This is a genomic window from Paenibacillus sp. 01T442 (assembly GCF_056398345.1).
Map to the genome: position 1 here is coordinate 13,575 of NZ_JBFTPF010000035.1, position 14,340 is coordinate 27,914.

The following is a 14,340-nucleotide window of genomic DNA, read 5'->3' on the forward strand; positions in this document are numbered from 1 at the left end:
AGTGAATCATGATGATAATATCGAAAAAGTGGAAGACAATCGTAGCAGCTACCGTTGGTTCATGTCTGATTTGCGTAAGTGCCTATGCGGCTGGGACTGAGAAATCAAGTAAATATAATGCAGAGCCAATTAACGAAGTCGAATTTTATGGGAATCCTGCTTCTTCCATTGCTGCGGGTGTGTCAGTCCCTGCGGGAGCCTCCTATCTATTCACAAGCGGTACCGTGCCGCCCGTTATCAATAAAGAAGGCAAAACCGTATATGAACGCTATGGGGATACGAAAACACAGGGGATAGGCATTCTAAAGGCCATTGAAACGCAATTAAAAGATAAAGGCCTCACACTTGCAGATGTTGCCTATCTTCGTGTCTATGTGACGCCAGATGCAGCCAAAGATGGCAAGTTCGATTATCAGGGCTGGTTTGACGCGTATGCGCAATTTTTTGGAACAGAAGCTAATCCTGTGAAGCCAGCACGTTCTACGGTTGGTATTGCAAGTCTCGTTAGCTCCGATTGGCTGATTGAAATTGAAGCCGTAGCTGTGTATCCAAAGCACCATAACCAAGACTAATGAAACGGAGATGATGTGCCTGTGCTGCAAAATATTGGATTACCTGGACTCATGTTAATTTTAGTCGTTGTATTGGTATTGTTTGGACCGTCTAAGCTGCCTGAACTTGGTCGAGCTGTAGGTCGTACCCTGCATGAATTTAAAAATTCAGCCAGGGAGCTCGTAGGTGAAGGGAAGGAATCCCCTGAGCATCTTGAAGCGCCAGAAAAACGTGTGGAAAAGGTCAACGCATAAGATGACCTGATAACAGATCTTGTTTATTTTCTCTCGGGAGAAAATGGCAGGATCTGTTTTTTTGTGTGCATGCATCGCATCTAAACAAAACACAGGAATTTCTAGAATTTGTACAATTGTTTTGTACAAGGATGTGATAGAGTGTGCTCACGCTCATAATGTAAACCATTTCCATAATCGGGAGGGATAGCTTTTGAAACTTAGCACAAGTGTTGATGTCACCAAGGAGCCCTTTCATCTGAATCATGAGAAATCAAGTCGAAATCAAAATTGGGAGATCTATCATGCCCATTCTTGTATGGAATTCCTCTATGTGTATGAAGGGGTAGGACGTGTGGAAGTGAATAAACGCTGGTACACCATTGAGCCAGGCAGCCTTTTAATTTTCCAACCATTTCAATTGCATCGCATTCAAATCCAAGGTCCCTTTGTGCGATCAATTCTGATGTTTGATCCTTACAGATTGGATACAGCGCTGCGCGCGTTTAGCGGGATTCGCACATGGTATAACACGCTTTGGAAGCATGCGTTAACCGGTCATGTGATCCCTCAGCAACAGCATTTAGCCAAATGTTATGAGCATTTACATAGAAAACTAAGTCGTGTTTCGACGCACAAACAGCAAGAGGAATTTGTCTTATGCTTATTATCTATGCTTCAGCAGCTTGAGCCTTATGAAAGTGAAATTTGCCATACTCAGAAGGAGAGGGCGAAGCTGAGCAGTAATCATACGGCTGGGCAAATCACAGAATGGATCGAAAAGCATTACAAGGATAAATTTGATTTGCAACGCATGTCAGAGGATTTGCATCTCTCCACCTTTTATTTATCTCATGTTTTTCGGCAGTCAACGGGGCGTACGATAACGGAATTTATTATATCCCGCAGATTAAAGGAAGCTTGTCTCTTGCTCGAAACCACTTCGAAATCGGCTAGTTATATCGCTCAGGAGGTGGGCTTTCAGAATGGGTCTTACTTTTCACGTGTGTTTAAGAATATGCTTGGAACGACGCCGAAGTCGTATCGCATGCAGGTATAAAAAGACAGCAACACAGTGCAAGTTCTGAACAATAGCTGAAAACATGTGCACGCGATGATCTTTTATAATTTTATTTGTAAGCGCTATCTAATGGTGACTAAGGAGGAGTAATAATGCTAAAGCTTTTCAAAGATTTGAATGGTAAGGCAGGGGCTGTTGTGCTGCTCTCAACGGTGATGCTGCTTGCAGTTCCAGCAATTGCAGGAGCGGCGACAACCACACTAAGTCCATCAGATGATTCTTATGTGCATGAAGGTAGCCCGACAAGCAATTATGGAACAGCCACTTCGTTGTATGTGAAAAATGACCCAGGTGCATCTCGTTACACGTATCTCAAATATAGTCTCTCGGGCCTTTCAGGTGTAACGAGTGCGAAGCTCCGGATTTATGGCAGCGCCTCCGCGTCAACCGTTCTATCTGCGTATCAAACGACCGATAGCTGGTCGCAATCCGCGATTACCTGGAGCACGAAACCAACGGTTGGCAGCTCAGCAGGTAGTGTTGCCATCAATACGACGACGACGTACAACGAGATTGATGTTACTGCGTATGTGACTGCGCAAGCGGCAGGAGATGGTGTCGTTTCATTTGCACTTCAAGAAAGTGTCGGGAAATATACAACACTGAATAGTAATGAGAATGCTTCGAACAAGCCGCAACTTGTTGTCGTTAGCGGTGGAGGTACAGGTGGGGATACCCAAGCGCCGACAGCGCCTAGTGGATTTAATGGCACAGCGGCTTCCAGCAGCCAAATCAATCTCAGCTGGAGCGCTTCGACAGATAATATGGGTGTAACGGGCTATGATGTGTATCGCAATGGCACGTTCCTGAAGACCGTGACGGGTACTTCCACGAGTGACACGGGTTTAGCAGCGTCTACCTCGTATAGCTACTACGTCAAAGCTAAGGATGCGGCTGGGAATGCTTCAAGCCAAAGCAGCACAATTAATGTGACAACGACTGCGGGAACGCCGCCTAGCGGTTGTACGAATGCACTGACGACAACGGTTGCGATTCAAAATGCGATGAAAAATGCAGTGGCAGGGTCCGTCATTCTGCTTGCCCCAGGTAATTATGTGGGTGATCGTTCGACGAGTGGCGACCCGGGTGGGCAGGGATTATTCTATTCGGACAAAAACGGAACGGCTGCCAATCCGATTGTGCTGAAGAGCTGTGATGCGGCTAATCCAGCTGTGCTCAAGGGTGTGAATGTGAACGATGGCTCCTATGGCATTCATTTAACTGGTAATTATTGGGAGGTCCGAGATATTGAAATCACGCAAGCACAGAAGGGTATCATTATCGACAATGGGAACAACAATTTGTTAAATAATGTAGAAGTTCACAATGTAGGTGATGAAGGTGTCCATTTCCGCGACGGCAGCTCCTACAATACTTTGTCGTACTCGCTTATTTACGATACAGGGTTGTATCAAGCGGGGTATGGGGAAGGTGCGTATGTGGGTTCCGATTCAAGCTCACCATATGAGCATGTTGTAACAGGGAATGTGATTAGTCATACGAATTTCGATGGCGGTATTACAGCAGAGCATATTGATGTGAAGGAAGGTGCCAGCGGAACGATTATTGAGTACTGCACGTTTAATGGTACTGGAATAAGTGGGGCGAATAGTRCTGACAGCTTCGTTGATGTAAAAGGTGTGAATACGATTATTCGCTATAATCAAGGGTATCGGAATGGCAACGCGAACGTTGTAGATGCCTTCCAAGTACGGACGCATGGTTCGGACTATGCGACTGGTGTGAATAATTCGTTTAACAATAATACTGTGAATTTGGACGGTGTGGCAGGATACGTCGTCTATGCAACGAGTGCGGCAACAGGAACCACAGCGACGAATGATGTGCGAACGGGTGGAGGGAATCTGTATAACTCGAATGTGAACAAATAAGGTAGTGGGGAGTCCGAGAGGGCTCCTTTTTGCCGTGTATGACAAGCTAAATATCGACATTCTGTCGTAAGTATGGGATTATGAGGAGAAGAGTTTGGTAACTATTACGCAGGGAGTGAAAGGCATGTCACGCAAGTGGGAAAGAATGGTAAGTAAGAATACGAAAAAGGCAAATCAAACCCGATCTAAACAAGGGATGGCGCCGATTTCAACAGATCCGGATCGTCCGGTCGTGTTTAAAGGAAGAAGCATCCTATTGGCTGCGTTCTTCATCGTAGTTTCGCTCTTCTTGTTATTTACWTTGACGAAAACCGAAGGGGATAAAATGTACTGGTATACAACGCTTAGCTACTTGGTAGTCGGCGTACTTATTTATTTCGTGCGGAGACCGTACTTGCGAGTGACCAAGACGAATCTCTCGAAGCGAGGACTGGCCCGAGAATTAGTGCTTGGTGCGGAAAATATTAAAGAGATCGTACATGCACCTGGTCAAATTATCATCGAGCTTACGGGCAAGTCTCCTCGTTGGGTATACAACAAAACGTTGAACCGTTTTGATATTGTGGCGATGGCGTCTAAGCTGAAAAAATTTGCTGAAAACAATAAAATTTCCTTTGTAGATAAAACCGTATAGGTAAGAAGCCTCCAATTCCACTTTTTGTGGGGTTGGGGGCTTTTTTTGTAGAGGCAAATTTACCTTCTGATGTGTCAATAGTGATGTTTTTCATCACTATTGCGTAGAGAATGCCATCGAACACCGTTTATAGTGATGTTTTTCATCACTAAGTCGGTAAGATCACTATCGTTCGCGTGTTTAGTGATGTTTTACATCACAATTGCGTAGAAGTTGCCCTCGATACACGACTATAGTGATGTTATTCATCACTAAAGCGTTGTGTGGCAGAGGGTTTCCGGCGGTGGAGATGCGTGGGAATCGAGAATGATCGTTAAAACAATCCTGAACTTTGAATCGCCGCATAAAATTGGCTGAACTCCTCAATCGTCAACTGTTGCTGGGCATCGGAAAGCGCAGTCGCCGGATTTGGATGGACTTCGACCATGATCCCATCCGCTCCAGCGGCCAAGGCTGCCTTGGCACAAGGTGCGAAAATATCCTTGCGTCCCGTGGAATGGGTCACATCGACCAAGACAGGCAAATGGCTCTCTTGCTTCAGAATTGGAACTGCTGAGATGTCGAGTGTATTTCGCGTCGCCAGCTCATAGGTTCGGATGCCACGTTCAATTAACATCACCTGCGTATTGCCGCGAGATAGGATGTATTCGGCAGCATGCAGGAATTCGTCAAGCGTAGCAGACAGGCCGCGTTTCAAAAGAATGGGAATGCGAACCTCTCCTGCCGCCTTCAGTAGTTCGAAATTGTGCATGTTTCTTGCGCCAATTTGGATCACGTCGATGTATTGGCCCGCGATTTCGATATGGGCGGGATCCACGATTTCGCTGATCGTCTGGAGTCCGAATTCGTCGGCAACATCTTTGAGAATTCGTAAGCCTTCCAAGCCTAGCCCCTGGAAATCATAGGGGGATGTGCGAGGCTTGAAGGCGCCGCCGCGCAGCACAGTCACGCCAGCGCTTTTCATAGCCGCAGCAACTGCGCGTACTTGCTCGTAACTCTCGACCGAGCAGGGACCCGYGATCATGATCGGTTTACCTCCGCCGATGGCGGCCGGACCAAGTTGAATGATGGTGTCTGCTTGTTGCCGCTTACGACTAACGAGCAGCTGTTTCTTGTGAACTGTTTGTTGCAGAGTCAGCGAGGCTTGGAAGATTTGTTTGAAAAGGTGACGAATGGTATCGTCATCGAAAGGGCCTGTATTTCGTGCAACCAAGGCGTCTAGCATTTTCTTTTCGCGTAGCGGGTCGAATTTCGGCACGCCTTGTTTTTCCTTCTCCAGCCCGATCTCTTGGGTAATGCGTGCTCTTTCGGAGAGTAGTTCCCGCAGACTCTCGTTAATTTCATCAATTCGATCTCTTAAGGCATCGATACTTGTGTTCTCCATCTATGTTCACCCTTTGGATTTACATCATATTGGCTTTACCGCTTTGATATTTATGCGCATAAACCAATTTATGTTACAAGGTAGCCGATGTGCAGTTTCTTTCAGTAAAAAGATGTTTATAGAAGTGAATTAGAAATTCTACAACTCATATCCAATGATAGGATCGAACCGGCTTATATAACGGGCATCAGACAAGGAGGCTAGCATACTATTACGTAAGTAGATCAGAATTGGGTTCTCGAGTTGTACCATTCTTCCCATCGACCGAGACATCCGCACGATTCGGTTTGCTCGATCCATACGCTCCTTCTCATATGCTGAAAGTGCAGTCGGGATATCGGGATTTCGGAGGCATCTTGCCAGTACAATGGCATCTTCAATCGCTTGCGCACCTCCCTGTCCCAAATTGGGCATCATCGGATGTGCGGCATCGCCGAGGAGCGTCATCGTGCCTGAACTCCACTTTGGTAATGGGGGGCGGTCAACGATGTCATGGGCCAGAATCGTTGATGCTTCCGTTGCTTCAATAGCAGATGCGATTGGACTATACCAACCGTGAAATTGACGCAGCAGTTCAGATTGTCTCTCTTCTACCGGAGGTAGTTTTCCTTGAGGAGCATTAATCGCGGCAAACCAGAAGACACGACCGTTGCCAAGACTTGAGAGACCGAAACGTCTTCCTGGTCCCAAGGCCTCGAAGCCCCCGCCATTAGTTGTGTTGCGGGTCTCCTCCTGATTACACACGCCTCTTAAAGCCATATATCCCGAATAACGGACTGGACTTTGACCAAAAAGCCGTTCTCGTACGGCAGAGTGAAACCCATCGGCACCAATAATGACATCAGCCTTTTCCTGTGTACCGTCTTTGAAAACGGCGATTACTCCTCGATCACTCTGAATCCCATCGATCCATTGTTTATTGGTTTGAATAGGTGTCGTCGCCGTTACTGYTTGCACAAGAATTGCTTGCAAGTCAGCTCTATGAATGACATAGCTTTGCGTTCCGTATAGTGCCGCTTGTTTGGCAGCTGGAAGGCTTGTAATCAGTGTGCCATCCCACCTTCGAATGTCAGCATGAACAACGGGTGCCCCCACGTACCGGATGGCTTCTCCAATGCCAAGCAAATCGAGTGCTTTCATGGCGTTGGCTGCGAGCACAATTCCAGCCCCGGCTTCTCTCAGTGATGATGCCTTGTCGTATACTGAGACTCGCCATCCTTGCTGCTGAAGTGACAATGCTGTACATAATCCACCGATTCCCGCTCCAATTACTATCGCTTTCCGTGACGTTACTGCATCCATATGTATAACCTCCAGCTTCGTTAGATCACCGCTATACTACGTAGTCTCATCATAAACAATGAGCGTGCTGATGACCACCCACAAAAGTATGCTCGTAGTCATATTCGTTCAGATATAAATGGGTAGTCTCTTTTAGTTGTAGTCATTTTTCTGCTAGATTTGGAATAATAGTTTAGGAGGGGAGAAGAAGGGGGAATACGGGATGCTCACATTAAAATCATGGACGGGTTTATTTCAAAAAGGAACAACAGACATCTACCATACTGTCAAAGTACGGGCGCCTCGCGACTATTTTGACCGGGCAGATGCGTTCTTGGAGGATATTGTGTACACATCACAAGATGAGCTTAGTGGGATTAATAAAACCTTTCTTGTTAAGCTTTTATTTGATAATTTCATGGATCACGTCCGTAAAGGTAAGGATCTGTATACGTATATACTGCAGCTTAGAACTAAATATGGCAGCGTTATAGCAAATGCAAATCCGAATGAACGACCGCCCGCGGGGAGTGTGCCTGGCTTTCAGTGGGGGTTATCTTTTCAGGAGGGACATTCAGAGGGGACTTCTTTTCTAACATTAAACGTAAGATTACACCCAGCCGAGGTAAATCGGATGCGTGTATTTTTCGATGATATGAACTGGAAGCATCATCATCCATTGAATATGGAATTGAATGAGCTGTTGTCGCTGCTTTTTATTGAGTTTATAACGGAGCTTCGGAATGGGTTGTCGGAGCAGACGAAGGAAGAAATCATTGCGGCTATTGTTCATAAATGGGAAGAACAATAGCTCGCTATCTCTATGAGAGAGGTTGTGTGGATGAGCGAACAATGAGCTCAGAAGGCAGCATGATTCTGCGTGATGCAACGCTAGCTTCTCCTTCTATGCGTTCAATTAGTAGTTGCATGCCTAATTTCCCGAATTGGTAAGCTGGTTGTGACGCAACGGTGAGAAATGGATTGATTGCACCTGCTGGTCMGAAGTCGTCGAAACAGACTACAGACATATCCCTTGGTACTTGTAGGCCGCGATGGCGCAGGGATTGGATGACTCCAAGGGCCAGCATATTATTAGCTGCGAAAATAGCGGTAGGGGGAACGTCAAGCTGGAGCAGCTCATGGAGTGCGGTCTCATCGTGGAAATCGCGGTAACCCAGATGGAGCACGAGTGAATCATCGGGGGTTATTCCGCCTAGTTGAAGCGCCTCATTGTAGCCTAAATATCGCAATCGAGCTGTTGAAACATCCTGTGAACCATTAATTAAAGCGATACGCTGATGCCCCTGTACAATCAAATGTTCAACTAGATTGCGTGCGCCTTCTTTGCTGTCGCCAAGGACAACATCCGCGTCAATACCGGGGATTTCCCGATCCAATACAACAAATGGAATCTGATGTTTCTGCAATTGCAGTAAATTGTCATGAGAATGATCGCCTGCTGGTGCGAATAAAACGCCATCTACCCGTGTAGATAGAATCATATCGACGTAATCTTTCTCTTTTTCATAATCCTCATCACTATTAGCAAAAAGCAATCGATAGCCCGCCTTCTTCGCTGCATCCTCAGCGCCTCGTGCTAAAGTTGTATAGAACGGATTGGTAATATCCGTGATGAGAAGAGAAATGAGATTCGTCTTCTGGGAAACTAAGCTGCGTGCCAATGCATTCGGAATATAATGGAGCTCTTCCATGACTTTCCGCACTCGCTTACGCGTCTCTTCGCTGATTCGGCCCGTATTATTGATCACTCGGGAAACCGTCATCGCGGAAACACCGGCCTTCTCGGCGATGTCATAGATTGTTATCACGTGTTAATCTCCTTTGCCAGACTGCTATGATTTCATGTATTTCATATTGTATAGAAATAAAGGATTGACAGCAAGACATAAAGTTGTTAATTTTGAGTTATCGGTAACACATACTATTCAAGGAGATGTTGRTGATGTTAAAAGGGATACCTTCCATCCTTTCGCCTGAGTTGCTCAAAGTGTTAATGGAGATGGGGCATGGGGATGAAATCATCTTGGCAGACGGGAATTTCCCGGCAGCCAGTCATGCAAACCGTCTATTACGTTGTGATGGTCATGGAGTACCGGAATTGTTGAAAGCGGTATTATCCTTGTATCCACTTGATACATACAGCGATCAGCCTGTTGCGCTTATGGCTGTTGTTCCTGGAGATCCAGTTGAAACACCGATCTGGGGCGAATACGAGGGGATCATCCGTGAACATGCTACACCAGCTATTGAATATGTAGAACGGTTTGCATTTTATGAGCGCGCAAAAAAAGCTTATGCCATTGTGGCGACGAGTGAAAAGGCGCTGTATGCCAATATTATTTTAAAAAAGGGCGTAATTAGTTAATAATTGAATTATCGATAACTCTTAGGTAATAGAGCTGTATTCATACTCAATAAGAAGCGAGGTTACTTTATGTCAACTGCATCCCTTAACTCAAAAAGACCAATTGGTAATACGGGCTTGTTTGTCTCTCCGCTCTGTGTTGGTGGAGCTCCACTTGGTGATATGCCGGAAATCTTTACTTTTAATGCTCCAGAGGAAACAGCTTTGGACACAATTCGCGCTGCCTTTGCAAGCTCGATTAACTTTCTCGACACTGCGGCTGCCTATGGTGAAGGCGAGAGTGAGCGTCGCATTGGCAAGGTAATTAAAGAGAACGGTGGATTACCGTCGGGTTTTGTACTTGCCACCAAAGCAGACCGTTGTTTACGGACTGGAGATTTCAGCGGAGATCAAATAAAAAAATCCATTGAAGAAAGTCTCATTCGATTAGGGCTAGATCGTCTGCAATATGTCTATATCCATGACCCGGAGCATTCCACCTTTGAAAATATTATGGGAACAGGTGGGCCGCTTGAGGTGCTGAAAAACTTCAAGAATCAGGGAATCATAGATCACATTGGCATATCTGGAGGCCCCATCGACATGCTAATTCGTTACGTAGAGACAGGGGAGTTTAGCGCCGTTGAGACCCACAATCGCTATACACTGCTCAATCGCTCAGCGGAGCCGTTGCTTGATATCGCCAATCAATTGGGGGTTGCTGTCATTAACGCCGCACCTTATGGCAGCGGAATATTAGCAAAAGGGCCGGATGCTTACGCGCGTTATGCGTATAGTGAGGCACCTCCTTTGTTAATTGAACGTGCAAGATCCTTCATGAAGATCTGCCAGGAATATGATGTCCCCCTTGCCGCTGCTGCACTCCAATTCTCCATGCGTGACTCCCGCATCGCGAGTACTGTCGTTGGCATGAGCAAGCCGGAACGAGTAGCACAGACGTTGGAACTTGCCAATTTTCCAATTCCATTAGAGCTTTGGCCAACACTGGACAGCATTGAATATTCGACTGAGGATCCTGAATCAGAGAGATTCTCATAAAATTGTTGAGCTCAATCTAACAAGGTAATTGATGAGTAATTATCAAAAGGAGATAGGTATCGATGAATGAAATTTACCAGTTTGATGAAATTGCTAGACTTCCATTACCTGGCGATAACTGTGCCGTTGCGACTCGAAATTTGGACGCTGGCACCGTTATTCATTTTGAAGGCGAAACCTTGGTCATAGATTATACTGTTTTGGAAGGTCATCGGTTTGCTGTGAAGACAATAAATCCCGGTGTTGAACTGCTTTCTTGGGAAATGCCGTTTGGCGTGGCTCTGCAAGAGATTCAGCCCGGTCAATATGTGATCAATGAAGCGGTATTGGACGCACTTAGCGGGCGTCAGCTGAAATTCACTCTGCCAGCTCAGCCTAATTTTACGGATCAAATTCCTCCATTTGTTTTTGCTGAGGAGAACTTTAAGCCTGCACCAGCATCACCAGCTTACTCAGATATTCGTACATTTATGGGTTATCGTCGCAGTGAACCTCGTGGCGTTGGTACCCGTAACCACATAGTCGTGTTAGGTACCACCTCGCTTACGGGTAGCTATTCGAAGCAGCTTGCCGCTCGACTACAAGGTGAACTGAAGAACTATCCCCAAATCGATGGGATTGTACCTGTGGCGCATACCGAGGGCAGCACGGATAAGCTTAATAACCTGGATTTACTGCTGCGGACGCTCGCTGGATTTATCGTGAACCCTAACGTGGGTGCAGTCTTGGTAGTTGATTATGGCAATGAACCGGTAACCAATAAGATGGTGGAAGCGTATTTGCGAGAACACAGCTATCCGATCGATGATGTGTTGCATAAGTTTGTGTCGCTCGAAGGTGGCTTTGAACAGAATCTGGCTCAAGGCGAAGAAGTCATAAAGGAGTGGCTGCCTACTGTTAATGCGATGCAACGGACGGAGGAATCCATTAGTCACCTGAAGATTGGACTGCAATGCGGTGGCTCGGACGCTTTTTCTGGTATTTCAGCGAACCCGCTGCTTGGTTGGATTTCAGAAGAATTGGTACGCTACGGCGGAGCTGCCAGCATAGCCGAAACCGATGAATTAATTGGCGCGGAACCCTATATTCTGTCGAAGGTTCGTAACTTTGAAACCGCAAATAAATTCCTAGAACTTGTGAACCGTTTCAAAGAGCGCACGTCTTGGCACGGTGCTAGTGCAGAAGGAAATCCATCCGGTGGCAATATATTTCGCGGCCTTTATAACATTTATCTCAAATCCATTGGTGCTGCTCGCAAGAAAGATCCGATCACTCGCCTCGATTATGCCACAGAATACGGGGAGCTCATGAAAGATGGCGGATACTATTTCATGGATAGTCCTGGCAACGACCTCGAGAGCATCGCCGGACAGGTGGCTGCAGGCTGTAATATGATCTTCTTTACGACGGGGAACGGCTCGATCACTAATTTCCCTTACGTGCCGACGGTCAAGGTCGTCACGACGACGCGCCGCTACCAATTGCTGAATAATGATATGGATGTCAACGCTGGTAAATTTCTGGAAGGCGTGTCAATGGATGAGCTTGGCAAAGAGGTCTTCGAACTGACTATCCAAACAGCTTCTGGTCAACGCAGTGTCGGTGAGAAGGCGGGTCATTCCCAGGTGCAGATCTGGCGCAATTGGCAGCAAAACGATGCAAGTCAGCTGGAGTTATTGCTCCATCCTTATAAGCCAACGGGAGAGCCTATTGAGATTCTAGAGGATTCAGATGTCAGTAATAGCTCGTTTCAATTCTCCTTCATACGTCATCAAAACCGCCAGGCCAGCGACAACATCGGCTTAATCTTGCCGACCAGTCTCTGTGCTGGACAGGTAGCAAATATGATAACGCAAAAGCTGAATAAACAGGGTGTTGGGCAACCTGAGATCTCACGTTTTGTGGCTTTGGCACATACGGAAGGCTGCGGTAATTCGGGGGGGCAAGCTGAAAAGTTGTATGCCCGCACAATGATCGGTTACATCACTCATCCGATGGTGAAACATTGTTTGCTGCTGGAGCATGGCTGTGAGAAAACCCATAACGACTATATGCATCATCTGATGGAAGAGATGGGTGTTGAAACGAGCCGCCTCGGTTTTGCGAGTATTCAGCTTGATGGCGGAATTACGAAGGTGACGCAGAAGGTAGAAGCGTGGTTTGCCGATCAAGTGGCAGCAGCTGGAGCAACTGAGAAGGAGACAGTCGGTCTGGAAGGACTGCGTATTGGCATCATAAGCGATGGTTCCATCTCCGATGATGAAGGAGAACAACTGGTGAAGCTGACCAAGATGATAGTTGGCGCTGGTGGCTTAGTGGTTATTCCTGCGAACAGCGATCTGCTTTCCACGGCTTCTTATAGCCGAAATATATTGACTTCGTCCGATGTCCTGCCGTCAATTGCCTATGGGGAGCATGTCCGTCGCAATGGCTTCCACATCATGGAGACCCCGACGGAGCATTGGGTGGAGACGGTTACTGGCTTAGCTGCCACGGGTGTAGAATTAATTATAGCGCTTGTCGGTAATCGTCCGATGCAGACGCATCCGTTCGTTCCTATGCTGCAAATATCATCGGAAACGGAAATGCTGCAAAACAATGACAATGATCTAGATTTGCTGCTCAGTGGAGATACGAATGAGTGGACGAACAGGATTCTTGAGCGCGTCAAGCAAGTCATTGAGCATACCTATACACCTCGTCTCTACCAGCAGGGTAATGTTGATTTCCAATTAACACGTGGCTTCTTAGGTGTTTCGTTGTGATATAAATTTGGAATTAGAATCTGAGGTATGGAAAAAGCCACTCTCAACGTTGGTTGGGGGTGGCTCTTTATTGTCAACTGTCCAAGTTAGATTCTTCGATCCAATTGATCCGTTTCGTAATCAGGTCAGCTAGCGTAGCCTCTGCGGCCGAAAACTCCTTTTGCAACTGTGAAACGACAGGGCGAATTTTATTCATGGCTGAAAGCGTTTGGCTCTGAGAATTCGTGATCCGACCTTGTACAATCCAGTCTGCAATGAGGCCATCAAACCAATAGTCAGCCATTTTCAGCGTGTTGCTGATATCAATTTCAATTTGAAAACTCCGATTCAAGTCGTTTAGTTCGTCACGAAAATTGAGGATCTGGTGATTAGCCTGATGAATAAACTGTTTGGCATCATCCACATGCGTATGCTTTGCATGGRTGCTAATCAAGCCGCCGCCACCMCATAAGTCCCATTTCCCMCAATTTTCTGCCTTCTCTAGACTATTGGAAGCGTCTGTCAAGGAAGCTAGAACAAGCTTTCCAGCAGTCAGCGCTTCTTGCAGTTCTTTGACCAAAAGCTTCTGATCATCGATGTTGTCGTCCATTCGTTCAAGCTCTCTAGATAATAGCGGTGCGTTAAAGAGCGCGGCTTCCTTCACTGTCATTAGCTTCTTATAGTCGTCTGCGGCGCGTTGATAGTTGGCGAGGTCATCACCGACTTGAATCAAAGCATTCTGTGCATCCAGAAGTGCCTGTTTGGCAGTTTCTAATTGAAGAGCAGCGTTAAGGACTTGTTGCCGTTCCATTTCAAGTTGCTCGGATTTACTGCGAAGAATCGTGTGGAATAAATTTGCAAGTGACATTCGCGTTAATCGCTCTACATCTGCCTGCTCTGATTCCAGTTGTAACTCAAGCCGTCCTATGAGACGTTCCTGCTCATATACTCTATTCAGAAGATCTTCTCTTTTGCGTTTTGCTTTATGCAGACGAAACATCCGTTCTTTCGCAACCCTCAATTGAAGGTTAAGATTATCTGGCATCTTCTTCCCTCGTTTCCCAGCATTTGTTAGATGGATCCCTTTTTCAATACGTGCGTAACGGTCGGGGGTT

Annotated in this window: 13 protein-coding genes; 9 read left to right on the forward strand and 4 right to left on the reverse strand. The window is 46.4% G+C overall.

The window, feature by feature from the left end; translation table 11 throughout:
• Positions 1-8 precede the first annotated feature (8 nt).
• The 5 genes from AC1DLM_RS22080 (at position 9) to AC1DLM_RS22100 (ending at position 4,392) form a co-directional block, all read left to right on the forward strand.
• Positions 9-572 (forward strand): RidA family protein, encoded by a 564-nt coding sequence (locus AC1DLM_RS22080; RefSeq protein WP_441990358.1) that lies wholly within the window; start codon positions 9-11, stop codon positions 570-572.
• Positions 573-593: 21 nt separating this feature from the next.
• Entirely contained in the window at positions 594-806 is a 213-nt protein-coding gene (gene tatA, locus AC1DLM_RS22085) for a twin-arginine translocase TatA/TatE family subunit (RefSeq protein ID WP_441990357.1), read from the forward strand.
• A 193-nt stretch (positions 807-999) separates the two neighbouring features.
• Complete coding sequence (locus AC1DLM_RS22090; RefSeq protein WP_441990356.1) at positions 1,000-1,845, forward strand: helix-turn-helix domain-containing protein; 846 nt, start codon at positions 1,000-1,002, stop codon at positions 1,843-1,845.
• Between the two features lie 113 nt (positions 1,846-1,958).
• On the forward strand, positions 1,959-3,758 hold the full coding sequence (locus AC1DLM_RS22095) for a CBM96 family carbohydrate-binding protein (RefSeq protein ID WP_477571210.1): 1,800 nt from the start codon (positions 1,959-1,961) through the stop codon (positions 3,756-3,758).
• Positions 3,759-3,882: 124 nt separating this feature from the next.
• Positions 3,883-4,392: a hypothetical protein gene (locus AC1DLM_RS22100; protein ID WP_441990354.1), complete on the forward strand. Its 510-nt coding sequence runs from the start codon at positions 3,883-3,885 to the stop codon at positions 4,390-4,392.
• 313 nt (positions 4,393-4,705) lie between these two features.
• Here the strand turns inward: AC1DLM_RS22100 and AC1DLM_RS22105 are convergent, their stop codons facing one another.
• Positions 4,706-5,776, reverse strand: coding sequence for a bifunctional 3-deoxy-7-phosphoheptulonate synthase/chorismate mutase (locus AC1DLM_RS22105; protein ID WP_477571211.1), 1,071 nt, complete (start codon positions 5,774-5,776; stop codon positions 4,706-4,708).
• Between the two features lie 138 nt (positions 5,777-5,914).
• Positions 5,915-7,078 (reverse strand): FAD-dependent monooxygenase, encoded by a 1,164-nt coding sequence (locus AC1DLM_RS22110; RefSeq protein WP_477571212.1) that lies wholly within the window; start codon positions 7,076-7,078, stop codon positions 5,915-5,917.
• A 202-nt stretch (positions 7,079-7,280) separates the two neighbouring features.
• On the opposite strand from AC1DLM_RS22110, the gene AC1DLM_RS22115 reads away from it, so the two are divergent.
• A complete protein-coding gene (locus tag AC1DLM_RS22115) occupies positions 7,281-7,868 on the forward strand; it encodes a hypothetical protein (RefSeq protein WP_477571213.1) in 588 nt (195 codons plus the stop codon).
• A 10-nt stretch (positions 7,869-7,878) separates the two neighbouring features.
• On the opposite strand, the gene AC1DLM_RS22120 is transcribed toward AC1DLM_RS22115, so the two are convergent.
• Complete coding sequence (locus AC1DLM_RS22120) at positions 7,879-8,886, reverse strand: LacI family DNA-binding transcriptional regulator (RefSeq protein ID WP_477571214.1); 1,008 nt, start codon at positions 8,884-8,886, stop codon at positions 7,879-7,881.
• 134 nt (positions 8,887-9,020) lie between these two features.
• Between AC1DLM_RS22120 and fucU the strand changes: the two genes are divergently transcribed.
• The 3 genes from fucU (at position 9,021) to AC1DLM_RS22135 (ending at position 13,246) form a co-directional block, all read left to right on the forward strand.
• A complete protein-coding gene (fucU, locus tag AC1DLM_RS22125) occupies positions 9,021-9,443 on the forward strand; it encodes an L-fucose mutarotase (protein WP_477571215.1) in 423 nt (140 codons plus the stop codon).
• A 69-nt stretch (positions 9,444-9,512) separates the two neighbouring features.
• Entirely contained in the window at positions 9,513-10,481 is a 969-nt protein-coding gene (locus AC1DLM_RS22130; protein WP_477571216.1) for an aldo/keto reductase, read from the forward strand.
• Between the two features lie 62 nt (positions 10,482-10,543).
• Complete coding sequence (locus AC1DLM_RS22135) at positions 10,544-13,246, forward strand: UxaA family hydrolase (protein WP_477571217.1); 2,703 nt, start codon at positions 10,544-10,546, stop codon at positions 13,244-13,246.
• A 73-nt stretch (positions 13,247-13,319) separates the two neighbouring features.
• On the opposite strand, the gene AC1DLM_RS22140 is transcribed toward AC1DLM_RS22135, so the two are convergent.
• Positions 13,320-14,270, reverse strand: a complete 951-nt coding sequence (locus tag AC1DLM_RS22140) for a hypothetical protein (RefSeq protein WP_477571218.1) — start codon at positions 14,268-14,270, stop codon at positions 13,320-13,322.
• Positions 14,271-14,340: the final 70 nt, after the last annotated feature.